The following is a 23,776-nucleotide window of genomic DNA, read 5'->3' as shown; positions in this document are numbered from 1 at the left end:
TTACTTACATGTATTTTATGGGGTTTGTATTCACTTTGGTCATCTGAACCTCAAAATGAGGAAACAAATCCCGGATTATTGTATAAAATATTTCTTTCGTATATTGCTCACTTTCATAATGCCCTATTTCAGCCAATAATATATCGGTATCATGTCCGAAATAGTCATGGTATTTTATCTCGCCGGTGATAAAGACATCTGCACGGTTGCGGATGGCAAGCGGCATTAGGAAAGCGCCGGCGCCGCCACATAATGCAACAGTCTGTATTTCCCGCCCGAGGAGTTTGTTATGTCTGAGACACCCTACTTCGAAGGTTTTCTTTATCCGTTTCAGGAATTCAAGTTCTGTCTCCGGTACTTCCAATTCGCCAATGACACCGGCTCCGGCTTGTGGCCATGAGTTTTGCAAGGGATAAATATCATAGACCGGTTCTTCATATGGATGTGCCGCAAGCAGTGCCTTGACAGTTGCCGCTTTTTTGTAGGCGGGTATGATTGTCTCAATACGTACTTCACGTTCGGTATGCAGCTCCCCTATCGCTCCACAGTATGGGGTGGCACCTTCCCGGGCTCGGAATGTCCCCTCGCCTTCCATGTTATAACTGCACAAATCATAGTTGCCGATATTGCCGCATCCAGCGTCGAACAAGGCTTTCCTCACGTCTTCCGCTTGGGCGGTCGGTACAAATGTGGTCAGCTTTACCAGCGCATTTTCCTTGGCTTCCAGGATACGGACATTCTTCAAACCGATTTTCTCGGCAATCTTGAAGTTCACTCCTCCCGGTGCATTATCCAGGTTAGTGTGCGCAGCATAAACAACGATGTCATTCTTGATGGCTTTCAAGATACAACGTTCCACATAATCCTTGCCCGTGATGGATTTATACCCTTTGAAAATGAGAGGGTGATGTGATATAACCACATTATATCCCAATGCAATGGCTTCATCCAGTACAGCTTCAGTAACGTCAAGACACAACAAAGCCCCTGTTGCTTCCGCATCTGTCAATCCGATTTGCAGGCCGGCATTATCAAATCCGTCTTGCAATGGCAGAGGCGCGAACCGTTCAAGGGCGCTTACTAATTCCTTAATTTTCATTGTGAACAGAAAATTTGGTTGCAAATATAGTAAAAAGCAATGGATTGAGAATGTTTTTTATTCTTTTTATAAAATATCAGTAACAAATTTGAGTAATAGACGGTTTTCTTCCAACAAAAACTCTTATCGAAAAATGTTTTATCACGAAAAAGACTATCTTTGCGAGCGATTATTATAAAACTAAATCTATGAAAACTAAAAAACTATTCGGAATTTTATCGCTCTTGATTATAATTGGTGTGACCTCTTGTAACAGTGATACTCCACAAGACAATGTAGAAAACATTAAAATGAAGGTCTCTTCCGAGATTGGCACTTACCAGCCTTGGGGAAGTGATCATTTCATTGATTGTATGTTGGTAAAGGAGGAAGGTAAAAATGAATATGAAGCGTTGGACTTTTTAGGAATTGCCGGGTTTGATTATAGCAAGGGGTATGAATACACCTTATTGGTGAAAAAAACAACTTTGCTCAACCCTCCCGCCGATGCCAGTAATATTGCATACGAACTGGTCGAGGTGTTATCAAAAGTCGGAGTAGAATATGAATATACAATAGAGGTTGATGGACCCAATCCTTTTATTCTTTCTCCTGATGGAGGAAAATATGAGATTCCTTTTGCATGCAAAAGAAAAAAATATGTAGCAGGCGAGTTTACTGAAGAAGAATATGCTCCTTTAAAAGGATTGAGATATAATATGGGGACCAATTATGGAACCTATACAAGCATTATAAAAGATGGTGATACAGTTGGATTATATAAGTTTGTAATCGAGGGTATTGAGCCTTATAATATGGAAGGAACTCCCTGGTGGTATTATGGTATTTATCCTGCTGATGCAGATTTTTTCTCTGAAACAGAGCCGGAACCTATCTACAAACAATTGTTTGAACAACCGCAAACGGAAGGTGAAGAACATTTTATATATCCGATAATATATGCTTCATCGGGTACGTTTGATTAGTTGGACACATTAATCTCCTTTATTATGAAAACATTACTTGTTTTGTTTCTTTTCCTTTTATCGTTATTGTCTTGTCAGGATACGAACCGTTCCGGTAAAGATGTATCTGAGGATATGGAGGAGCCGGTAGATACTACTCCCAAGGCTACGGCTATCTTTTGGGTAGACAAGGATAAAGATTATCAGGCTAAGAAAAAAGACGGTCCTCTTTCTCTACGCACCGTCAAGGCAAGGGTAGAGATTGATTCGCTGGGAAAAGTTAATCTGCTGGCATATACCAAGCCGCAAAGTCAACGCATCAAAAGTTACCTGCAGTATAGGCTTGAAGAATTCCGTGTAAAGAAAGTGATGTTGGACAGCGGCTTTGTGAAACCGGGCGTACAATATGTGCAGCTACGCTATCTCCCCGGAAAACTGGATGCCCACCACCGTTGAAGTTATTTATGCTCCTTTTTTCCCTTCTTCTCTACCATCACCGGCAGTAGCTTGCCGTAGGCATCGAACGACTTGCGGGAAGCCAGAGAGATTGTAATCATCAGTGACAGCATGGAGGCGGTAAAGGTGATGACCATAATCATCATCTGATATTTGATGGCCACATTCGGGCTGCTGCCACCCAATATCTGGCCAATCATGGTTCCCGGAAAAGCAACCAGCCCCATCACGGATATATTGGCAATCAGCGGACTGAAGGATTTGATGATGGCTTGGCGGATGAAAGGTGCCTGTGCTTCCGCTTTTGTAGCACCATTGCCGAGAAGATACCGGTAAAGCTGTTGTTCCCGTTTCAGTCCACTATAATAGGTGTTGAGGGCTATGACGTTACTGGATAGCATGTTGCCCATCAGTATGCCGAAAATAGGGATGAAATACCGGGCGCTGAATACGTTTTCCACTCTCAGTACTATTCCGATAAAGTACAAGCCTACACATACTACACTGCATAAGAAACCTGCGGATATGGGCAGGAGCAGAATCTTCCTCTTCAATTGTGTTCGTGCCAATGCCGTCTGCGATGCTACAAATATCATGACAATTACCCATAGAAAGTTTATCCACGGGTTATCCCATAAAAAGAGGTAGTTCAAGTATATGCCGATGAAGAACAACTGGACAATCATGCGTGCCGTACCTATCACAGTAGCGCGCAACAGTCCGGTCTTGAACTTCCAGATGTAAAACAGCGGTATTAATAATAGCAATAATCCGATGCCCAGGCTGAGGTATGATATATCTATGGTTCCCAATAGTGTGTATGTTATTTCATGATTATATGTCGGTCACATCCGTTGGCGAATCTTTTGTCATGGGATACGGTCAGTATGGCACTTCCATTTTCTGTCTGCCTGCGGAAGAAAGAGAGTACTTTTTCCGCGGAACCGGAGTCGAGAGCGGAAGTCGGTTCATCGACAATGGTCAGTGGTTTGCCAATCATTGAGGCTACGGCTATCATCATCCGTTGGCGTTGGCCTCCGGATATTTCGTTCACCCGTTTGTAATATAACTCTTGTTCCAGACCCAAATCCTCGAAACATGCAAATAAACGGGTTTCAGAAAAGGGTGTACCCCGGTTTGCCTTTAAACCGAAGGGCAATTGTACCATGTCCTTTACCCATTCCAGCGGCAATGCCAGTTCTTGTGGAATCCATGCAGTCTGCTTACGGACAACGTCGACGTTTCCTTTATCCAGCAGAATGCCGTTCAAGACGATGCGTCCTTCTTTTAACGGAGTAAATCCAAGTATGGCATTCAGCAGTGACGACTTTCCGCATCCCGAAGGGCCGGAGATACTGGCTATCTCTCCCCTTTCCAATTGCAGGTTGAAACCCGAGAAAAGTATATCGTTGCCGTAGGCGATACTGGCATTTTCTATTTGCAGCATGGTGTTCCTTTAATCTTTCTGTATCGCAAAGATAGTGCAAAAAAATATTTGTGCTATCTTTGACGCACTAATTAATTCAGGAAAGAAAGACTATGATACAGAATGAACGGGATTGCCGCCACGAACATGTGCTTGACGTGGCAAGGCAAATGCTGACTGCTGCGCGCACGGCACCGAAAGGAAAAGGTATTGATGTGATTGAAGCTGCGCTGGTTACGGGTGAAGACATTAAGAAGCTGTCTGAAAAGATGGTCGCTATGGTTGAAGAGCACGGTATGAAGTTCTTTCTCCGTGATGCGGACAACATTTTGCAGGCTGAATGTGTAATTATAATAGGTACGCGCGAGCAGACGCAAAGTTTGAATTGCGGACACTGCGGTTTTCCCACTTGTGCCGGTCGTCCGGAGGGAGTACCTTGTGCTTTGAATACGGTGGATGTAGGGATAGCTGTAGGTTCGGCTTGTGCCATGGCTGCCGATTTGAGGGTGGATACCCGTGTCATGTTTTCTGCCGGACTTGCCGCTCAGCGTTTGGATTGGCTGAAAGGATGCAAGACTGTCTTTGCCATTCCGGTGAGTGCATCCTCCAAGAATCCATTCTTCGACCGGAAACCGAAGTAAGATAAGTGATAATTGACGAGTAGAGGTTTACAATCATAGAGTAGAGGTTTAGAAGTCTGAAGTAGAGGTTTGGCAATTCTAAACCTAAGGTTTATTCTCCCTCTCTCTGCTAACTTAAAAAGTAACGAATTAGAAAAGATAAATAATATGGGATATTTTGTAGGACTGCCGCTGGGTGGTGCCGCAGAGAAGGACTGTCAGGTGCGTTTTGGCAAGAATATGACTTTTCAGGTAGAGACACGTGCTCCCCACTTGCCTGCCGAATGGGCTTTGCAAAGCGGCATACAGCTTACATGGCCCCATGCGGGTACAGACTGGACCTATATGTTGGACGAAGTGCAGGAATGTTTTGTAGCCATTGCCCACGAAATAGCCGCCCGGGAGACATTGCTGATTGTAACCCCAGAACCGGATGAGGTGAAGAAACAGATTCTCGGCAGGGTGAATATGGAAAATGTCCGTTTCCTGAAGTGTGAGACGAATGATACTTGGGCACGCGACCATGGAGCCATCACCCTACTGGATGCTGACGGTGTATCTCTGCTCGACTTTAAGTTCAACGGGTGGGGATTGAAGTTTGCATCCGATAAGGATAATTTGATTACGCGTCGTGCGGTGGAGTCGGAAGTGATGAAAGGAAAGTATGTAAATCGCTTGGGGTTTGTCCTTGAAGGCGGTTCCATCGAAAGTGACGGCATGGGTACGTTGCTCACCACCTCCGAATGCCTGCTTTCGCCTAACCGGAACGGACAGATGAACCGGGTGGAAATTGAGGAATATCTTCGTTCCGTTTTTCACCTGCAACGTGTTCTTTGGCTGGACCACGGTTATTTGGCAGGTGACGATACGGACAGTCATATAGACACGCTGGCCCGTTTCTGCCCTGCCGACACGATAGCCTATGTACAATGCAAGGATGCGGATGATGAGCATTACGAAGAACTGCATCGCATGGAGGAGCAACTGAAGACTTTCCGTACGTTGAAGGGGGAACCTTACCGTTTGCTGGCTTTGCCCATGGCCGATAAGATAGAAGAGGAAGGGGAACGGCTTCCTGCCACTTACGCTAATTTCTTGATTCTGAATGATGCAGTGCTTTACCCCACCTATCGCCAGCCGGAGAATGATGCCCGCGCGGGGGAAGTGTTGCGGGAGGCTTTTCCCGGTTATGAAATTATCGGGATAGATTGCCGTGCTTTGATTAAGCAACACGGCTCTTTGCATTGTGTTACCATGCAATATCCCGTAGGGGTGTTGAAGTAATGTCGATTATACATAGTAAAACAATAAACCATAGAATAAGATGACAAGAAAAATAAAAGTAGGTATTATCCAGCAGGCCAATACCAAGGACCTCAGGACTAATTTAATGAATTTGGCCAAAAGTATAGAGGCATGTGCGGCGCATGGGGCTCAATTAGTTGTTTTGCAGGAGCTGCATAACTCTCTGTATTTCTGTCAGACGGAAAACACGCAGTTGTTCGACTTGGCAGAACCGATTCCCGGTCCTTCTACGGGATTCTATTCAGAGTTGGCTGCTGCCAACGATATTGTGCTGGTCACTTCTCTGTTCGAGAAACGCGCTCCCGGATTGTATCATAACACAGCGGTTGTTTTTGAACGTGACGGCAGCATTGCCGGGAAATACCGGAAGATGCATATTCCTGATGACCCCGCCTATTATGAGAAATTCTATTTTACTCCCGGTGATATAGGCTTCGAACCTATTCAGACATCTTTGGGCAAATTGGGAGTTTTGGTGTGCTGGGACCAATGGTATCCGGAAGCAGCACGTCTGATGGCGCTGAAGGGAGCTGAAATACTGATATATCCTACGGCTATCGGTTGGGAAAGCAGTGATACGGATGATGAAAAGGCGCGTCAGCTCAATGCTTGGATTATCTCCCAGCGTGGACATGCTGTGGCCAACGGCTTGCCGGTTGTTTCAGTGAACCGTGTGGGACATGAGCCGGATCCTTCCATGCAGACCAATGGTATCTTGTTTTGGGGAAATAGTTTTGTGGCCGGACCGCAAGGCGAGTTCCTGGCCCAAGCAGGAAACGAACGGCCGGAAAATATCGTTGTAGAGGTGGACTTGGAACGTTCGGAAAATGTACGCCGTTGGTGGCCTTTCCTGCGCGACCGCAGAATTGATGCCTATGCCGGATTGACAAAACGATTTCTTGACTGATAACGACGGGGATCTCTGGGGGAGAACTAACGGAATGTCACCCGTTTGTTCATTAGGAAATTGACACTTCCGTAGATGAATAATCCCAGGAACTGGGCAAGGTATTCGTTGCAGTCCAGTCCCTCCACCAGCCCTATGAGGAAAAGGAATTGCGCTCCGTAAGCCATTCCGAAAGCTATAGAAAAGAGCAGCACTTGTCGCCAAGTGTTGCTCTTTTTTTCTGTAGGGAATATCCAGTACTTGCACCAGATGAAGTTGTGTATCTGTGCAAGTATATATGCGGTTACATTGGAGAGCATATAGTTGATGTCCAGTTCGTCCATCATTACCCAAACGGTAACAGCCATAATCAAGGCATTCAGCGTGCCGATTACCGCAAAACGAAAAATGCGTGCAGACTCTTTCACTCTCCTACTCTGTACCTGCTTTTACTCTTTCACTTCAACAATCAGATTCAGTTCATCCAGTTGCTTCTGGTCAATAGCCGAAGGTGCATCCAGCATTACATCGCGTCCACTGTTGTTCTTGGGGAATGCAATGCAGTCGCGGATACTGTCGAGACCTGCGAAGATGCTGACCCAACGGTCCAGACCGTATGCCAGACCACCGTGAGGAGGTGCACCGTATTTGAAGGCATTCATCAGGAAGCCGAACTGCTCCTGAGCCTTCTCCGGAGTGAATCCGAGAATCTCGAACATTTTGGCCTGCAACTGTGCATCGTGGATACGGATGGAACCTCCACCCACTTCAATACCGTTGCACACCATGTCGTATGCATCTGCACGGACAGCTGCCGGGTCTGTATCCAGCAAAGGAATATCTTCGTCTTTCGGATGGGTGAACGGGTGGTGCATAGCCATCAGGCGGCCTTCTTCATCGCTCCACTCAAACATCGGGAAGTCAACCACCCAAAGACAGACGAACTTATTCTTGTCGCGCAATCCCAGTTGGTTACCCATTTCAAGGCGCAACTCGTTCAGTTGCTTGCGGGTCTTCATGGCGTCGTCACCGCTCAGAATCAGAATCAGGTCACCCGGCTTGGCGTTGAAAGCAGCCTTCATCTCCTGCAATACTTCCTGCGCATAGAACTTGTCGACACTTGATTTTACGTTGCCGTCTGCCTCTACGCGCGCGTATACCATACCTTTGGCACCGATTTGCGGTCTTTTCACGAATTCGGTCAGTACATCCAGCTGTTTGCGGGTATAGTGTGCGGCGCCTTCTGCGCAGATACCGCCGATGTAGGCGGCATTGTCGAATACCGGGAATCCGTGTCCCTTCATGATGTCCATCAGTTCCACGAACTTCATGCCGAAACGGAGGTCGGGCTTGTCGCTGCCGTAATATTTCATGGCGTCTGCCCATGGCATGCGCATGAACGGCTCGTTCATCTCTACGCCACGGATTTCCTTGAACAGATATTTGGCCATGCCTTCGAAGAGGTTGATGACGTCATCCTGCTCCACAAAAGACATTTCGCAGTCAATCTGTGTGAATTCCGGCTGGCGGTCGGCACGCAGGTCTTCGTCACGGAAGCATTTGGCTATCTGGAAGTAACGGTCGAAACCGGAAACCATCAACAACTGTTTCAGTGTCTGCGGGCTTTGAGGTAAGGCATAGAATTGTCCCGGGTTCATGCGTGAAGGAACGACGAAATCGCGTGCACCTTCGGGTGTGGAGCCTACCAGAATCGGAGTTTCCACTTCGATGAATCCCTGGCTGTCCAGGTATTTGCGTACTTCAATTGTCATTTTATGGCGAAGCTCCAGATTGCTGCGTACATTGGCACGGCGCAGGTCTAGATAACGGTACTTCATGCGGATATCGTCGCCACCGTCCGTATTTTCCTCGATGGTGAAGGGAGGGGTCAGCGATGAGTTCAGAACATCCAGTTCCGATACGATGATTTCAATGTCTCCCGTCGGGATATGCTGGTTTTTACTGAAACGTTCGTTTACGGTACCTTTAACCTGGATTACGAATTCACGGCCCAAGCGGTTGGCACGCTCGCAAAGTTCGGCATTCACCTCTTCGTTGAACACTAATTGGGTAATTCCGTAACGGTCGCGGAGGTCAATGAAAGTCATGCCTCCCATCTTACGGCTGCGCTGTACCCAACCTGCCAGCGTCACTTGCTTGTTAACATCGGAGATACGGAGTTCTCCGCAGGTGTGTGATCTATACATCTTTTTATTTACTGTTTGACGATTTACTTATTTACTATTTTGGCTTTGCAAAAATACATAAAACATATTATATGGCGCATCAAAAGGGGAAAGTTATTTTCAGAAACTCCTTTAGTACCTTTTTTACAACATTACATTTTTGTCAGTTTCTTGAATTGCCTTTTGCCTTTATCCAGTATCATCTTGTTTTTATGGGCGATGTCTTCCACAAAAGCATCATTAATTTGTTTCAGTCCGTTGATATAGTCTTGTGCCCGCTGCAAGACATTCGAAGTGTCTTTTTCCGCATCCCGGGGAACAATGACCTGCAGTCCTTTCTTCATAATCTTTACATCTACATTCTCTCCCATCATCATCGGGTCGCCGTCAAAGTGGACTACCCCCGGTTTAGAACGGTGAATACGGAGTGTCTGGCAACGGAACGTCTTAATCCGGCTGTTCTGGTCAATGGTCTTGTTGAAGAGCTGGAAAGAGAGCGACGGTACATCGAGCACAGTGAACGGCTCGAGTATGGTGACGTCCAGCAGTCCGTCGTTCAAGGTGGCTTGTGGGGCAATATACGCATTGTTTCCATATTGCGATGCGTTTCCGCAGGCTATTAGGAACGCCTTGTATCGCAGGGTGCTGCCGTCCATTTCCAGTTCATAGGTTTCCGGACGGTACTTCAGGCTTTCGAGCAGAGTCTTTTCCAGATAAGTGAGTGGTCCTCTCCTTCCCGCCTTGGAGAATTGCAGGCTTACAAATGCGTCGAATCCCACGCCGCAGGTGCAGAAGAAAGGCACATCGTTGATTTTTCCGTAGTCAATGATGTCTATCAGTCCGTCATTGATGATGTCGATGGCCTTTTTCGGCTCCATCGGAATCTGCAGATGGCGGGCAAGTCCGTTGCCGGAACCGCAGGGAATGATGCCCAAAGCGGTTTTTGTATGTACCAGTGAGCGGGCTATCTCATTGATGGTGCCGTCTCCTCCTATGGCGATGACGGCATGTGCATCTTCTTGTGCCTTCTGTGCCGCTATCTCTACGGCATGGCCTGCCCGTTCGGTATAAATCACTTCTTGTGCATACCTTTCCTTATCCAGCTTTTCATCGAGCCACTTCAGTATCTGCTCCTTACTCTGAGTGCCGGATATGGGGTTTATGATGAATGCTATTTTCTTCTTGTTTTCGTTCATGCAAGGGTTGTTGCTATGCAGGTTTTCCAACTGGCAAAAGTAATATAAATATCTGAAAAATTAACCACATAATTCTTTTTAAAATAAGTATAAGTAGTTTTTTTAATGTAAATAGAACATATACCGACATATTTTGCTATCTTTGCCCCCTGTTTTTTAAGACTTGTATTTAATAGAATTAAATATTCATTATATAAAAGATATTTCATGGGTTTACTACAAGACAAATTTGCGAAATACGACCTGCCGCAGCAGTTTATGGCAAAAGGCGTATATCCTTATTTCCGCACAATTAACAGCCATCAGGATACAGAGGTAATGATGGATGGTAAAAAGGTTCTGATGTTCGGCTCTAATGCATATATGGGACTGACATATGACAAGCGTATCATTGATGCCTCGATAGCTGCCACAGAAAAATATGGCACCGGTTGTGCAGGTTCCCGCTTTCTGAACGGAACACTCGATATACATGTTGAACTGGAGAAGGAATTGGCTGAATTCGTAGGAAAAGATGAAGCACTCTGTTTTTCTACCGGATTTACTGTAAACGAAGGTATTATTCCTGCCGTTGTAGGCCGTGGGGATTATATTATTTGTGATGACCGTGACCACGCTTCCATTGTAGATGGCCGCCGTCTTGCATTTGCCACTCAGTTGAAGTACAAGCATAACGATATGGAGGCTTTGGAAAAAGAACTCCAGAAATGCGAACCGGATGCTGTAAAGCTGATTGTTGTGGATGGAGTATTTTCCATGGAAGGTGACTTGGCCAATCTGCCCGAAATTGTCCGCCTGAAGAAGAAATACAATGCCAGCATTTACGTGGACGAAGCTCACGGCTTGGGTGTATTCGGAAAACAAGGCCGTGGTGTGTGCGACCATTTCGGTGTTACCGAAGATGTAGACCTGATTATGGGTACATTCAGCAAGTCATTGGCTTCCATCGGTGGTTTTGTTGCTGGAGACAAGGCGGTAATCAATTGGCTGCGCCACAATGCCCGTTCCTATATATTCCAGGCAAGTAGCACACCTGCTGCTACGGCTGCAGCTCGCGAGGCGCTTCACATCATCAAGTCCGAACCTGAACGCATCCAACGTCTGTGGGACATCACTAACTATGCTTTGAAGAAGTTCCGCGATGCAGGCTTCGAAATCGGTGAGACAGAATCTCCTATCATTCCTCTCTATGTGCGTGATACAGAGAAGACATTTATAGTAACGAAGCTGGCTTTTGACGAAGGTATCTTCATCAACCCGGTTATTCCGCCCGCGTGTGCCCCACAAGATACGCTGGTGCGCGTAGCGTTGATGGCTACCCACACCGTAGAACAAGTGGATTACGCTGTAGAGAAGTTGACCAAATGCTTCAAGGCACTGGATATTATCAAGTAAACTGATTCAAACAGATATTAGGAAAGCCGTTTAATAATGATTAGGCGGCTTTTTGTTTAATACGAAACGGAATAGGGTTAAGATTAAATCGTAAAGTATATGAAAAAGAACTTCTTCATCATTGCTGCTGTAGTATGCGGAATGAGTTGTACCACCACTGCCTATGCGCAGTTCAAAATCGGTGGAAAGAAAATCAATGTGACCAAAGTTGTCCAAGCCGGTACAGATGCCGTCAAGGCCATTTCATTGTCCGATGCTGACATTGCAGCGATGAGCAAGGAATATATGGAATGGATGGATACACACAATCCGCTGACAAAGCCCGATACGGATTACGGCAAGCGTCTGGAGAAGCTGACTGGAAATATCAAGGAAGTGGACGGCTTGAAGGTGAACTTCGGTGTTTACGAGGTAATAGATGTGAATGCCTTTGCGTGTGGTGATGGCAGTGTACGCATCTGCGCCGGACTGATGGACATCATGACGGATGATGAAGTGATGGCAGTTGTCGGTCATGAGATAGGTCACGTCATCCATACGGATTCCAAAGATGCGATGAAGAATGCTTACCTCCGTTCGGCTGTGAAGAATGCTGCCGGTGCGGCAAGTTCTACAGTATCCAAATTGAGTGATTCTGAACTGGGTGCCATGGCCGAGGCATTGGCAGGTGCTCAATACTCCCAGAAGCAGGAGACAGAAGCGGATGATTATGGCTTTGAATTCTGCATCAAGAATAATCTCGATCCGTATGCCATGTACAATGCTTTGAACAAATTGCTTGAACTTTCAGCGGAAGCACCGAAGGAATCTAAGTTCCAGAAGATGTTCTCTTCTCATCCGGATACAGCCAAGCGCGTGGCACGTGCCAAGGAGAAAGCGGATGAATATATGAAAGATAAGAAATAACTATCCGTTGCTTACTATGATGAAGTGGGATCAGAGGTTTCTCTGAATCCCACTTTTTTTGTGCCGAGACTATGATATAGGCTTCTGGGGAAGCTGATAGGGATAATTCGTTAGTTCACAGTGCTGAACACTTTGTTTTAGCTATAGAAAACAAAGTGTTTTTATATGATGAAACGAAATGTTCTTTTAAGGGAAACAAAGTGTTCCCTTTAATGAAACAGACTGTTCGGTTAAGGGAAACACTTTGTTCTGTTTGGCAAAACACCTTTTATTTGCTTATTTGCTTTTAAATCAGAATAATTTTAGTATGTTTGCCACATTATTTATGAAAAACATGACTTTTGTATGAAAAAGCAAGACTTCCTCTTTATTTTTGTTCTGGTGATAATATTCCTGCCATTCTTTGTGAGTGAACCCGTTTACGATTGGTATAAGTCTTTCAACGCTGCACATGGCATGGTAATGAGTTTCATTAAATTCGGAATTCTTGCTACACTGGGTGAGATGCTGGGGCTTCGTATCAGTGCCGGAGTCTATAACCGAAAAGGATTTGGTGTACTGCCGCGTGCCGTAGTGTGGGGACTGTTGGGAATGGGAATCAACGCGGCCATGATTATCTTCTCCAAAGGTGTGCCGCAATTCATGGAATATATGGGAATGGCAAATGCCGCCGCCATTATAAACGGAGAATTCTGCCTGGACAAATTATGGATAGCCTTCGCCATTTCAGTTGCTATGAATACCATTTTCGCTCCGGTATTCATGACATTCCATAAGATTACGGATACGCATATCCTGGATTGTGGCGGTTCGCCTCGCAGCCTCCTCACTCCTATCCCGATGACCCGCATCATTACGCATCTGAATTGGGATGCACAATGGAATTTTGTCTTCAAGAAAACAATTCCTTTCTTCTGGTATCCGGCACACACCATCACATTCCTCCTGCCGGGAGAAATGCGGGTGCTGTTTGCAGCGATATTGGGTGTGGTGCTCGGGGTATTGCTGGCTATTGCGGCTCGGATGAAATAATCCGGCCTATATATTCTCGAATGATTTCAAGCAAGTCTTGCGGATAAGGTATAAAGAACTTCTCTATCATTTTCGGATACTGAGGTACAAAGGGGTTGGGTATCATTGTGACAAGGGTATCCAATTCTGCCTTCCGTTGCTCTTCAGTCTCTGAGACGGCGTAGCGGATAGTCCACCAGAACAAGAAAGTCTGGTTAAGATACCCTTTGGGGGTGATGACTTGCAGTTGCTTGTAGCGCTCGGACTGTAACATGATTTTAATTCTTTTCTCCTGTTCTTTCTCACTGATGGAACATAGAATGTCATACCATTCATCAAACTCCTGACGCAAGCAGGCGACAAATGCCCATTCGGCAATTCTATATTTGGCAAATTCTGGAATCTTCTTTAGAAGTACGAAGATATGTCCTATATTCAATTCGCCTTTATATAAACCTTTGACTTTTGTATAGTCTTCAATGGAAGTGATTGTGTGTAAAAGGGAGTAATATATTTCCGGACTCATCGGCACATGGTGTTCATCAATGAATTTCAGAGTATTCTGAAGCACCAGTTTTTTGTTTGTTCTGTTGTTGGCCATGCGGCTGATGACATTGTTCCAGTAGATTTGTGTGCGTGCAATGGAAATATGTAAATCATCTTCCATCTCTTTTATACGGCTTTCGGCTTCTTCGAAGGTCATGCCGCGTTCCCGCATTTGATAGCATATGTCCTTCATAATTGGATAATGTTCGACAAATAGGTAGGGTTTGGGAATGACGGCTCCTAACTTTTTCAACATACAATATGAATCGTAATTGATAAAAACCTTTTTATTGATTGCTTGCTCTTGCAGCCGTTGGGCGTTTTCCTTATCATTCTGACGGAGCAATGCCTTCATGCAACAGAAGATAATTCCTCCATCATATACGCCCACGTCCAGCAGACAATACACATATTCCAGAATAGTGCTTTCTTTAATTTTCCACCCTTCCGATGTATAAATGGGAAAAGGCTGCGGAACGTTGTCTTGTGCTCTTCCGGCATAGTATCGCTGGATAAGCATTTGCTTCAATACATCCTTTGGCGCATCCAGGCTTTTCATTATTTCCTCATTTATAATCAGTTGTATTTCTTCCGGAGGAAGTGAACCTTGGGTGTGGTTGGTCAGGTGATAGAGTAAATGTTTATGTGTATAACTGTTCTGTTGTACGGTGTATTTTTCGGACATCCGCTTTATCATGTCCACTTTTTGTTCATAATAGGGATATATGAATCGGTTATTGATAATGATATTCAAGATATTGGCATCAGGATGATTGAGCAGTGACTTGTCCAGCCGGTTCTCGAAGAAATCCCTTGCGACTCCTCCTTCTTCCGGAGTCTTTACCTTATTGAACATTTCGGAGACAACGTAGGGCGAATGATTCAAAATCTGTTGTTCTTCCGGAGTAATACAATCGGGAGTTTCTCCGAACAGTGCCTGATACGCCTCTTCATAATTTGATATTTTCAGAATGAATTGTACGATTGTTCTTATATTTCGAGATTCATCGCCGTTTTGGGGACGATGTCTCTTCATATGTGCCTTGATTTCCTTTAGGGTCATGCGTTGGTATAGGATACCTTGTGTGTGCTGGCTCGGGTAATCCAGTAAAGACTGGTCTGCTTCCAGTAAATGGTATTTATGGAACAGTTCCTCGCATTCCTTAATCCCGCTATAAGTGGAGGTTGTATCCAATAAGTCGTTCAGGTAGATTTCACCCACTTTCAGTTTGGTCTTGTTTTCTTCTTCTTGCTGCTCCAACCTTTCCATAAAAGTGTTGAAGATTCCTTTGGCTTGCTCAAAATTTTTAGCCTTTTGGAGCATAAAGTTCAATGAGTAGCCATCACAGTTATTCCCCATACGGTTCCATAAATCATAGGCATAAGAGGACGGTATGTTTTCGAGTGCTCCATTCAACACTTCGGTCTTGTTCAGGAACATACTGGTATCCTCTTTTTTGTCGACAGACAGTTCTGTCAGTTCGTTGAAGAATGCAACCAGCTCTTCCGGCTGGCTGAATCTTTTGAAAACTTCCAGCCAGGTGTAGGGAGCAATAAAGTTGAAGAAAAAGACTGCATCGTCGTGGGGAACTACCCCTTTATCATTCTTCTGCAAGAAGTTCTTGATGTCGTGTATGTCAGCCAGAGTCTGTGCTTTATGCATAAGCTGCCTGGCGAAATTACGTATTCTTTTCTCTTTCAGTTCTGTCAGATAAGTCTCATTGTTGCTTTCCTGCCCATGGGCGCTCTCTGCAGAATCGGAGAAGAAATCATCTATGTCGTCATCATCGGCACTTGGGGAAGCTTCGTATATAAAGGAAGCGTTGAGGTATATTTCTTTGGCTTCGTCCATGTCGAGGAACCGTACCAATTCTGTCTGAAATTCAATATACGAGTTTTCTATATACTTGTCTTGCATTTGCCCTTGTTCATTGAGCAAATCCTTGTGTACAATGTCCTTATCTTGTTGTGTCTGCAGTCTGGGCAAAAGCCACCGCAGCACATTCAGCTCTCTCCTATTATATTTTTTTGTTAATTTCCAAATATGGATGGCCTCTGCATTGGTAGGAGCAAAATTGGCTATATTGCCAATATAGGCGTCCACCCAATCAATGGAAACGCCTTCCGGGTTTGTTCCCAGTTCCTTACTTGTATATAGCGTTTGTTCGTTTTTATAAATGCGGCTTACAACATCATTGATGATATACTGTTGGAGTTCGGGGGCATTTACCGAACAGTTTTTCACCCGATGCAGGATCTTGGTTGTATTTTTGAAAAAGTTCGGTCTGTCTTTGTAGTAGATATAGCGGAATATGCCCTTTATGGCTTTCTTTTCAGTTGCCAGTAGGTCATCGGACGGTTCACTGCTATAGTACTGGAAAACCTGGGTTACTATGATGTCTTCAACTTCAAATGTGTCCTTTTCAATGTCCTGATAATAAATCAAATCATCTACTTTGCCTGCCAATTCACAGATGGTGCTTCTGTCGGCCTTTTCGTAACTGTTCTCATAGGTGAATTTGAGGAAATCGAGCAATAGGTCTATTTTATTGCGGCTTCTCTTTTTCCACATCCACAAACATTTTATGGCGTGGCAGAGTTGTCGAAGCATGGATTTCTGCAGGTTGCTTAAATTGCTGTTCTGGAACTGGTTGTTATATCTGGTCTTGATTCTGTCTATGTCGAAAAACAAGGAACCGATAGTCATGCCGGCTTCGGGTCGGAGTTTAAGATAGCCGTATGTCCTAAGCTCGCGGGCATATTCATTTATTTTTTTGAAGGATAAAGGTTTGATGCCCACTTCGACTATGGCCGGAGGAACCATTTCATTGAAAGTAAGCATGGATTTCACTTCCTTGAAGCTATAGCTTGTAGTGGCAATAACCTTGAAGTCCGGATTGCCGATGTGAAGGATTTCCGATAACTTGCGAAGTAATTCTCTGTCAATGGGTATCGGCTTTTCATTCTCTTCTTTCCAAAACAACAGCTGCAAATCGTCCAGTAGAAGAATCTTTTTGCCATGCTGGAATTGGGATACAGAAAGCCGTTCTAACTGTTCTTTGGTCGTATCGGCATTCAAAATGACCACATAATATTCCTGAGGGAGCTTTTTCAGCATTCGGCAAACGGCAATAGTCTTTCCCGAAGTGGATTGACCGGTGACGATGATTGTCTTGTTTGTGCTGTCAAACTCCTCTTTAAGTTTGTTGTCTACTTCCGGACGGATAAAATAGTAGTCCAGGTTGCCTCTGCGACGGTTGGCTTGGCTGTTGGGAATAATTTTATCATACTCCATCTTATGGCAAGAGATTGCGCAAAAGGGATTATTGAGAAAACTTTCACGATCCTTGACCAACGCGTCCCTTAGCTGCTCCAGCGTATTGCACTGCTTCTCATACCGCTCGATAACGGTATCGTCGTCCAGGTGCTTTTGCATGTATTCCGCATAGAAGTCTTTCCATAAAGTAGTGTTTGTCCAGTCTTCCTGGGTGTATTCCAATGTCGGATTCTGATAGAAATAGATATGTTTGTTGGATGCATTTTCGATGGCAACATTAAACTCTCCGATGGTCTTGGAGCGTATCCAGTTTCCGGCGAAGAAGATGATGACGTCACATTGCCTTATCTCTGAATTTATGATTTCCTGCGTATCGCCTTTAGCTAAATCGTTGTCTCCATTTTTTTCGTGCCGGTGCACTACAATATTGAGTTCGCTGTTGTTTCTTTCCGTCAGGACTTTTTCCATTAAATCCCTTTCTTTCTGAAAACTCAGCGAAGAGGCTATAAATACATGGTATGTTTTCATAATATAGTGTTGGTTACTTCCTATGTGTTGTTGTTTACGACTAGCGGAATGCCGGCTGTGATACATCTGTCATACGCTTTTGAGCTTTCCTTCAATTCATCATACGGACGTATATCGGGATGCACAAAGCGTTTCTTTTTGAAGATGTCTCCCATTTCCTTGCTGCCATAGATTAACTCTTCTTCTTCGGCGGTGGGTTTACGGAAGCCAAGCAGCAGCTTCTCCATGTTCCAACGGTTATGTTCGACTTCGGCAAGCAATGTTATCTGGTCGTTGTCCAGTTTCACGTAACCATCCGTAATGCCTATGGAGCGTAGCTTGGGACTAATGGAATATGCACTGTACAAATTGGACCACTGAAGGGATACGGACAGTTTGTTCCATGAGTCTTTCAGCTCATTGTCAGGTGGGCATGATTGAGGCACATTTCCATATTTATTCTTGAAATCGTATATATAATTGATGATTTGTCCCTCCCTCCGGCTTTTTTTGTCCAAGTCGTAACAGTTGTCCAGCATTCCAAAAGGAAAAACATGGGAATATTTATGAATCGCTTCATCTTTCTTTTTACTGTTAAGCATATTGAGCAGTGCACTGGAGGTTTCCTGACGGACAAAAACTGGGATGTTTTCATCATATACATCGTCCGGCAGATATAATCCCATTGCCATGCTTTGAGGAGGATAATTGAGACAGACGGCAATCGTCAATACCTGGCTTGAGTCATGTACCCATTCTTTAATTAGGTTCTGGATGGCAGGAGTTTCCGCACGGCCTTTGATAAATTCGAATTCCACATCCAGAAAGTCTGCATCTTTTCCTTTAAAACGGGTGGGAAGGACAAATCTCTCGTGCCTTTCGTCCTTGCTCATGTCGTAATAATGGGTAGACGATATCTCGAAATAATGGCGGTATCGTCCACAAAAGAAATTCATTTCCCGGTCGGCATTTTCATCAATGAAGGTAATGACACTTTTTATGTTCTTGTCCCGGCAGAAGTTTGGAAAATGCAACAGATGGGCAGCTTCCACTCCTATTGCCACTCCCATACGGCTCATACCGATGATAACAAGATGAACATGTTTTTCGCTTTCGTAGGTTATTGCCTCACGGTCGAGAGGAGGATATTCAATGCAGTTCTCCCCTTTTCCGTATTGCCGGCTTACCAATATCTTTTTGGCCCAGCCCTCGTAGAAGTTAAAGGGATGGAATTCTATATATTTTCTCCATTCGGCAGACAAATCGGTCAGTTGGAAAGCGGCAAAAGTAGTCTGATATTCGAAAAGAACGGTGAATGGTATGAGGGAACATTTATTGCATCGTTTATGAATGTCAACTATCTTTTTCAGGCAGTCTATGTTCAGTGAGTCATGGTCATGTTCGTTCCTCTCTCCGATAAGGAATACTTCGCGCGCTTTGGTAGTATAGAGTTTTTCCAACTCCTCGATAGAGTCGCGCCGGGCACGCAGCACCACAATTCTTTTTTCATTTTTGGCATCCAGTTCCGTATGGATTTTGCTACGGATTTCTTGTGCCGGTTGGGTACTCTGAATCAGAATATGGCAATTCCCATAATGTGTGTCATCGCAAATTTGCTGGATAAGAGTGGGGACCATGTTGTCAAAACCGATAATGACGATGTGGTTTTGCAAAGGGTAAACGATATCGCCTTCACGATATCGCTCAACTCTGCGTTCCAGCATATTGGAGATTACGGATATCAATAATCCGCAGAACAAAATTAATCCCAGCACTACGACCAATAGAGAGAACCAACGCAGATAAGGTGGTACTTCCACAATATTCCCCGGATCAATGAACAGACAAATCAACTGAAGCAAACGCCCCATAGGTACGTCTTTATCAATACCGGTCCATTCTTCAAGAGACGGCTCAGGAAAGATAAATGCAAAACTTACCAGATATATCAATAAGAAAACAGTTACTATGACTCCGAAAAGCCAAGCAAGCTGCCTCCATCCTTTTCCGGAAAAAGAGCGGTCAAAATGAAGGGCAAAAAGTCTTGTTAGCAGATTCATATTTGTTTTGTCATTAGGCAGTTTCCTTTTTTTCAGTTTCTTGTTTCAATTCTTTTCTGATATTCTCTTTCAGTTTATTGATTTCTTTCTCATCGTTATTGATAATCTCCCGTTTTTCTTTTTCCTGATACAAGGATGCAAGAATGTTTCTTTCTTGTTCCAGATTCAATGAGAATACATCTATTAATCTCTTGATACATAGAAAAAAACAGATGCATACGCTAAGGGAAATGATGGCATGGAGTGTCATCAGGTAGGTCATTCCACGCGATGGAAAGAATTGAATAAGGTTTTGGAATGTAGTGCATGTCACAATCAATGCTGCAACCAGAAAGAGAATGATAAAGGCAGGAATCACGAATTTCCACCAGTGCCGGATAGGATAATACTTGTTCTCACTCGTCCTCATAGTACTATAATAGATATTGGATTATTATTTCTTCTGTATGTCGAATCCCAGTTTCATAATCAGTTTCAGTGTCTGTATGGCTGTTTGCCGGTCGTATTCCCGTTCTGAGTCCGGTAACTCTTCGTATGGTACAAGTCCGGGATGTGTCTTTAATTCATCATTGCGTGTCTCTCCGTATTTCCATCCTTCTTTCACTCTTCCCAAAGCCCATACTTCATGCACATTGCGTGCCATGGCTTCTGTGAGTTCTGTCAAATTATCCGGTAAAGTGATATTTTCTGTGTTCAAAGGGGACGGTGTGTATGTTTTCATTTTCTGTTATTTAAAATGTGGAAGTAAAAAGTTTATTGGTAGCAATATTAGGCATTTCGGACGACAGAAACAAAAAAAAGGAAAGCTATTTCCAAAAAAACATGCAGATTACAATGGAAAAAACATTGCAACCTGCATATAAATCGGGAGAAGCGGGAATTATAAGTTAGCTTCCGTCACTACCTGCCCGTCAAACAGATTGATGATGCGTCCGGCAAATCCGGCATCATGTTGTGAGTGTGTCACCATGACAATCGTAGTGCCTTCCTTATTCAGTTCATTCAGTAGTTCCATTACCTCTTTTCCGTTCTTTGAATCGAGGTTACCGGTAGGCTCATCGGCAAGTATCAGTTTAGGGTTTGATACGACTGCACGGGCGATTGCCACGCGTTGCTGTTGTCCGCCGGACAGTTGTTGCGGGAAGTGCTTGCTGCGGTGCATGATTGCCATACGCTCCATAGCGGTTTCCACCCGGCGCTTGCGTTCGGTGGCAGGAATGCCCATGTAGAGTAGCGGCAGTTCGATGTTCTCGTATACATTCAGCTCATCAATCAGGTTGAAACTTTGGAATACAAAGCCGATGACTCCTTTACGCAAGTTGGTACGTTGGGCTTCTGTATATTTGGATACTTCCGTCCTATTCAAGTAATATTCTCCGGATGTAGGATTGTCCAACAGACCGAGGATATTCAGTAAAGTGGATTTTCCGCAGCCTGAAGGTCCCATGATAGCAACAAACTCCCCTTCTTTCACTTCAATGTTTACGTCGTTCAAAGCCAGAGTCTGTACTTCCTCGGTCTTGAAAATCTTCTGTAAGTTTACTGTCTTAATCATAATGCTTTGTTTTTATGGGTTATAAATATATTATTTCTTACTCGGATTTGATGCAGTCAATCGGATTTGTTTTGTTCAGCAAATAACTTTGCAGACACACTGTGACGGCAGATATTATCCAGACAATACATAGTGGCAATAGAAAGTCCATAACGGTGAAGGGGCTTTATAGGCAAACTGTTCATGCCAATGGTGCATGAGCCAATAGACAATGGGGACAGCTAGAATATATGCAAGCAGAATTTGCAGGCAGAATGGTTTATTCAGCAACAGCACGATTTGTCGGGATGTTGCTCCATGAATCTTGCGAATGCTGATTTCGCGGATACGCTGGCGAGTGGCATACCATGAAATGCCGAATAAGCCGAAGCAGGTCAATATCAAGCCAATCAGAGAATAGGCGATAAGGAGTTTGGAGAGAGACAAGACTTTACCATTGCGTTTCATAAAGTCTTGGTGCATGTCTGTGTATTGAAATATCTCCCCTTCATTCATCTTTTCCCATATTTGGGCTATTTGATGTAGTGTTTCTTGTTTATTGCTTTCAATCAGCTTAATCTGCAGATAGTTGGCACCCGACATTCTCTCTGTAGGTGGAAGGTAAAGTATGACCGGGGTAATTTCATTTTCCAATGAACTGAACGGGAAGTCCTCTAATACACCGCCGATGATGTATAAAGAATCGGCAGACTGGTCAAATTCTTTCAAAGGTTTTCCAATGGCATTTATTCCTGCTGGAATCAGCATTCTGACATAGCTTTCGTTGACCAGTGCAGGATAGGCATATTGTTTTTGCAGTTGTTCGGGAGCGTTGCCGGACAAGAGTTTGAACCCCATCGTTTTTACCAGATTGGCATCACTATACAGCATTAATAGGTAGGAACTTTTTTCCGTACCGTCGGCTTGTTTGATGGATAGCTCACGTATCCATGAATTCAATATGGAGCCTTGTGACAGGGCGATGGACTCTATTCCTTGTACATGTTTCTCCAGCTCTTCTTTAAGTATTGTAGCCGGTGCGGCATTGAAATCTCCTATTTCAATCCGATTTTCGTAACAGTAGGCCCGTTCCTTGATGAGATTGATTTGTTCATTGGCAACGAGAGTAGCGAATATCAGCCCTATAGAAATGGAAAACTGAAGAATGACCAGCAAAGCTATGAAACGTTGTTTCTTTTTACCTCCGTAAAGTGTCTTGTATTCGCTGAATGAGAGTTGTGAAAGTCTATGGCTGATATACCAGGCAGGGACAATGGACATAACTAGTACAAAGAGCACTAACAAGGGTAGCATCTGTAGGCTGAAAAAGAAATGTACGTTTAAATGGGATGCAAATAATCCATTGAAAAAAGACAGACAGTCGTTGATGATGAGTAAAGATAATCCGAATGCCAGCAGCACAGTGAGGAATGCATCACCAAACAGTTGGATGCGGATATCCTTCAAGCTGCTTCCCATCAGTTTCTCCACATGTATCATTTTGAGCTGTTGCAATACACGGCTCAGGCTCATGTTGGTATAGTTGCAGCAGGCTATGATAAGTACCAACAAGGCGGCAGCAAGGCTGATATACAATAATTGCACATTACTTTGATTGATATACGGCAGAGGTTGTTGTGTATCGTAGTCCGGTGTAGTAAAGTAGATGTCGGACAGAGGGTCGACGTAATATTGTGTCTTTTCCGGAATCAAAGTGGGAATCTTGTCGTGGTTGATTTTTTCGGTAAACTGTTGGGCATCGGTATTTGGAATTAGTTTCAGAAACGTCATTCCACCCCAAAAGTCTTTGTTATTCCCGGTAATCATGTCGAATTGGAGCAATGATTGTGACCGTGACTTTAATATGGCTGCCACTTCATAACTTTGGGTATCAGTCATGGTTTTTATTTCCAGCAATTCTCCTAATGGATTTTTATCTCCAAACAGTTTATGTGCAAAAGCTTCACTGAGTGCTACTTTGCCCGGTTGTTCCAATACTTGCTTTAAACTACCGGCAATGGGATGATAGTGGAAGAAATGTTGCAAAGTAGTATCGGCAGATATAAAGGTTATATCGTGGTAAATCTCCCCTCCATATTTACAATATTGTGGAACCAGAGAATTGATACGCAGGTAGTCTTCCACTTCTGCATATTTTTCTTTCAGCATAGGGGGAATATTGGCATCAGCATAGGCCACCTTGCTTCCGTCCTGCATCGGATTATCCTGACGCAGACAGAAAATACGGTTCTTGTCCCGATTGCCACTCTCTATATTGTAATCATGTACATAATAGGTGAACAGCAAGTTTGTACATGCTAGCCCTATAGCCAGACTGACTATAGAAATGAAGAAGAAAACTTTGTTTCTCCACCAACTGCGGGTAATTATTTTTAGGATTGTAAGTATGGTCATAATCTTT

The 23,776-nt window shown here is 44.1% G+C and carries 19 protein-coding genes and 1 pseudogene; 8 read left to right on the top strand and 12 right to left on the bottom strand.

Going from position 1 to position 23,776, the window contains the following annotated elements:
• Positions 1-4 precede the first annotated feature (4 nt).
• The gene (locus tag DW947_RS07145; RefSeq protein ID WP_117962510.1) at positions 5-1,099 is read right to left on the bottom strand and encodes a Nif3-like dinuclear metal center hexameric protein; all 1,095 of its coding nucleotides are present in this window, start codon (positions 1,097-1,099) and stop codon (positions 5-7) included.
• A 188-nt stretch (positions 1,100-1,287) separates the two neighbouring features.
• Here DW947_RS07145 and DW947_RS07140 point away from each other — a divergent pair, with 188 nt between their 5' ends.
• Complete coding sequence (locus tag DW947_RS07140) at positions 1,288-2,064, top strand: DUF4377 domain-containing protein (protein WP_005827810.1); 777 nt, start codon at positions 1,288-1,290, stop codon at positions 2,062-2,064.
• 24 nt (positions 2,065-2,088) lie between these two features.
• Positions 2,089-2,499: a DUF4891 domain-containing protein gene (locus DW947_RS07135; RefSeq protein WP_009038384.1), complete on the top strand. Its 411-nt coding sequence runs from the start codon at positions 2,089-2,091 to the stop codon at positions 2,497-2,499.
• 2 nt (positions 2,500-2,501) lie between these two features.
• Here DW947_RS07135 and DW947_RS07130 read toward each other — a convergent pair whose 3' ends face one another.
• Both DW947_RS07130 and DW947_RS07125 read right to left on the bottom strand, forming a co-directional pair.
• Positions 2,502-3,311: an ABC transporter permease gene (locus tag DW947_RS07130; protein ID WP_005827813.1), complete on the bottom strand. Its 810-nt coding sequence runs from the start codon at positions 3,309-3,311 to the stop codon at positions 2,502-2,504.
• Between the two features lie 11 nt (positions 3,312-3,322).
• A complete protein-coding gene (locus tag DW947_RS07125; protein ID WP_005827815.1) occupies positions 3,323-3,946 on the bottom strand; it encodes an ATP-binding cassette domain-containing protein in 624 nt (207 codons plus the stop codon).
• Positions 3,947-4,038: 92 nt separating this feature from the next.
• Here DW947_RS07125 and DW947_RS07120 point away from each other — a divergent pair, with 92 nt between their 5' ends.
• From DW947_RS07120 to DW947_RS07110, 3 genes are all read left to right on the top strand, one after another.
• Complete coding sequence (locus tag DW947_RS07120; RefSeq protein WP_117962508.1) at positions 4,039-4,566, top strand: ferredoxin domain-containing protein; 528 nt, start codon at positions 4,039-4,041, stop codon at positions 4,564-4,566.
• A gap of 147 nt (positions 4,567-4,713) precedes the next feature.
• Positions 4,714-5,829, top strand: a complete 1,116-nt coding sequence (locus DW947_RS07115) for an agmatine deiminase family protein (RefSeq protein ID WP_005837171.1) — start codon at positions 4,714-4,716, stop codon at positions 5,827-5,829.
• A 40-nt stretch (positions 5,830-5,869) separates the two neighbouring features.
• On the top strand, positions 5,870-6,757 hold the full coding sequence (locus DW947_RS07110) for a carbon-nitrogen hydrolase (RefSeq protein WP_005827821.1): 888 nt from the start codon (positions 5,870-5,872) through the stop codon (positions 6,755-6,757).
• Between the two features lie 26 nt (positions 6,758-6,783).
• On the opposite strand, the gene DW947_RS07105 is transcribed toward DW947_RS07110, so the two are convergent.
• From DW947_RS07105 to DW947_RS07095, 3 genes are all read right to left on the bottom strand, one after another.
• Positions 6,784-7,164, bottom strand: a complete 381-nt coding sequence (locus DW947_RS07105) for a GtrA family protein (protein ID WP_005827823.1) — start codon at positions 7,162-7,164, stop codon at positions 6,784-6,786.
• Positions 7,165-7,185: 21 nt separating this feature from the next.
• On the bottom strand, positions 7,186-8,943 hold the full coding sequence (aspS, locus tag DW947_RS07100) for an aspartate--tRNA ligase (protein WP_117887842.1): 1,758 nt from the start codon (positions 8,941-8,943) through the stop codon (positions 7,186-7,188).
• A 131-nt stretch (positions 8,944-9,074) separates the two neighbouring features.
• Positions 9,075-10,118, bottom strand: coding sequence for a diacylglycerol/lipid kinase family protein (locus DW947_RS07095; protein ID WP_005827827.1), 1,044 nt, complete (start codon positions 10,116-10,118; stop codon positions 9,075-9,077).
• Between the two features lie 207 nt (positions 10,119-10,325).
• Between DW947_RS07095 and spt the strand changes: the two genes are divergently transcribed.
• The 3 genes from spt (at position 10,326) to DW947_RS07075 (ending at position 13,451) form a co-directional block, all read left to right on the top strand.
• Entirely contained in the window at positions 10,326-11,513 is a 1,188-nt protein-coding gene (spt, locus tag DW947_RS07085; RefSeq protein WP_022402410.1) for a serine palmitoyltransferase, read from the top strand.
• Positions 11,514-11,612: 99 nt separating this feature from the next.
• Positions 11,613-12,419: a M48 family metallopeptidase gene (locus DW947_RS07080; RefSeq protein WP_022402411.1), complete on the top strand. Its 807-nt coding sequence runs from the start codon at positions 11,613-11,615 to the stop codon at positions 12,417-12,419.
• A 345-nt stretch (positions 12,420-12,764) separates the two neighbouring features.
• Positions 12,765-13,451, top strand: coding sequence for a hypothetical protein (locus tag DW947_RS07075; protein WP_022402412.1), 687 nt, complete (start codon positions 12,765-12,767; stop codon positions 13,449-13,451).
• Here the strand turns inward: DW947_RS07075 and DW947_RS07070 are convergent.
• The 6 genes and pseudogenes from DW947_RS07070 to DW947_RS07045 all read right to left on the bottom strand — a co-directional run bounded on the left by DW947_RS07070 (position 13,429) and on the right by DW947_RS07045 (position 23,769).
• Positions 13,429-17,781: a hypothetical protein gene (locus DW947_RS07070; protein ID WP_117962506.1), complete on the bottom strand. Its 4,353-nt coding sequence runs from the start codon at positions 17,779-17,781 to the stop codon at positions 13,429-13,431. The genes DW947_RS07075 and DW947_RS07070 overlap by 23 nt on opposite strands.
• A gap of 20 nt (positions 17,782-17,801) precedes the next feature.
• On the bottom strand, positions 17,802-19,820 hold the full coding sequence (locus DW947_RS07065; protein ID WP_117962504.1) for a hypothetical protein: 2,019 nt from the start codon (positions 19,818-19,820) through the stop codon (positions 17,802-17,804).
• 13 nt (positions 19,821-19,833) lie between these two features.
• Positions 19,834-20,229: a hypothetical protein gene (locus DW947_RS07060; RefSeq protein WP_022402415.1), complete on the bottom strand. Its 396-nt coding sequence runs from the start codon at positions 20,227-20,229 to the stop codon at positions 19,834-19,836.
• Between the two features lie 24 nt (positions 20,230-20,253).
• Positions 20,254-20,541, bottom strand: coding sequence for a RyR domain-containing protein (locus DW947_RS07055; RefSeq protein ID WP_008664544.1), 288 nt, complete (start codon positions 20,539-20,541; stop codon positions 20,254-20,256).
• 159 nt (positions 20,542-20,700) lie between these two features.
• A complete protein-coding gene (locus DW947_RS07050; RefSeq protein WP_117990467.1) occupies positions 20,701-21,375 on the bottom strand; it encodes an ABC transporter ATP-binding protein in 675 nt (224 codons plus the stop codon).
• A 37-nt stretch (positions 21,376-21,412) separates the two neighbouring features.
• Positions 21,413-23,769 (bottom strand): annotated as a pseudogene (locus DW947_RS07045) (ABC transporter permease).
• Positions 23,770-23,776 lie beyond the last annotated feature (7 nt).

Origin of the sequence: Bacteroides sp. AM44-19 (assembly GCF_003603395.1) — a bacterium.
GTDB lineage: Bacteria > Bacteroidota > Bacteroidia > Bacteroidales > Bacteroidaceae > Bacteroides > Bacteroides uniformis.
Note: the sequence above shows the minus strand (reverse complement) of the source record. Positions and strands in the feature narration are given on the sequence as shown.

Excerpts from the sequence above, each read along its gene's own strand:
- DW947_RS07145 (WP_117962510.1), bottom strand. The coding sequence starts at position 1,099 with ATGAAAATTAAGGAATTAGTAAGCGCCCTTGAACGGTTCGCGCCTCTG.
- DW947_RS07140 (WP_005827810.1), top strand. The coding sequence starts at position 1,288 with ATGAAAACTAAAAAACTATTCGGAATTTTATCGCTCTTGATTATAATT.
- DW947_RS07135 (WP_009038384.1), top strand. The coding sequence starts at position 2,089 with ATGAAAACATTACTTGTTTTGTTTCTTTTCCTTTTATCGTTATTGTCT.
- DW947_RS07125 (WP_005827815.1), bottom strand. The coding sequence starts at position 3,946 with ATGCTGCAAATAGAAAATGCCAGTATCGCCTACGGCAACGATATACTT.
- DW947_RS07120 (WP_117962508.1), top strand. The coding sequence starts at position 4,039 with ATGATACAGAATGAACGGGATTGCCGCCACGAACATGTGCTTGACGTG.
- DW947_RS07115 (WP_005837171.1), top strand. The coding sequence starts at position 4,714 with ATGGGATATTTTGTAGGACTGCCGCTGGGTGGTGCCGCAGAGAAGGAC.
- DW947_RS07110 (WP_005827821.1), top strand. The coding sequence starts at position 5,870 with ATGACAAGAAAAATAAAAGTAGGTATTATCCAGCAGGCCAATACCAAG.
- aspS (WP_117887842.1), bottom strand. The coding sequence starts at position 8,943 with ATGTATAGATCACACACCTGCGGAGAACTCCGTATCTCCGATGTTAAC.
- DW947_RS07095 (WP_005827827.1), bottom strand. The coding sequence starts at position 10,118 with ATGAACGAAAACAAGAAGAAAATAGCATTCATCATAAACCCCATATCC.
- spt (WP_022402410.1), top strand. The coding sequence starts at position 10,326 with ATGGGTTTACTACAAGACAAATTTGCGAAATACGACCTGCCGCAGCAG.
- DW947_RS07080 (WP_022402411.1), top strand. The coding sequence starts at position 11,613 with ATGAAAAAGAACTTCTTCATCATTGCTGCTGTAGTATGCGGAATGAGT.
- DW947_RS07075 (WP_022402412.1), top strand. The coding sequence starts at position 12,765 with ATGAAAAAGCAAGACTTCCTCTTTATTTTTGTTCTGGTGATAATATTC.
- DW947_RS07070 (WP_117962506.1), bottom strand. The coding sequence starts at position 17,781 with ATGAAAACATACCATGTATTTATAGCCTCTTCGCTGAGTTTTCAGAAA.
- DW947_RS07065 (WP_117962504.1), bottom strand. The coding sequence starts at position 19,820 with ATGAATCTGCTAACAAGACTTTTTGCCCTTCATTTTGACCGCTCTTTT.
- DW947_RS07060 (WP_022402415.1), bottom strand. The coding sequence starts at position 20,229 with ATGAGGACGAGTGAGAACAAGTATTATCCTATCCGGCACTGGTGGAAA.
- DW947_RS07055 (WP_008664544.1), bottom strand. The coding sequence starts at position 20,541 with ATGAAAACATACACACCGTCCCCTTTGAACACAGAAAATATCACTTTA.
- DW947_RS07050 (WP_117990467.1), bottom strand. The coding sequence starts at position 21,375 with ATGATTAAGACAGTAAACTTACAGAAGATTTTCAAGACCGAGGAAGTA.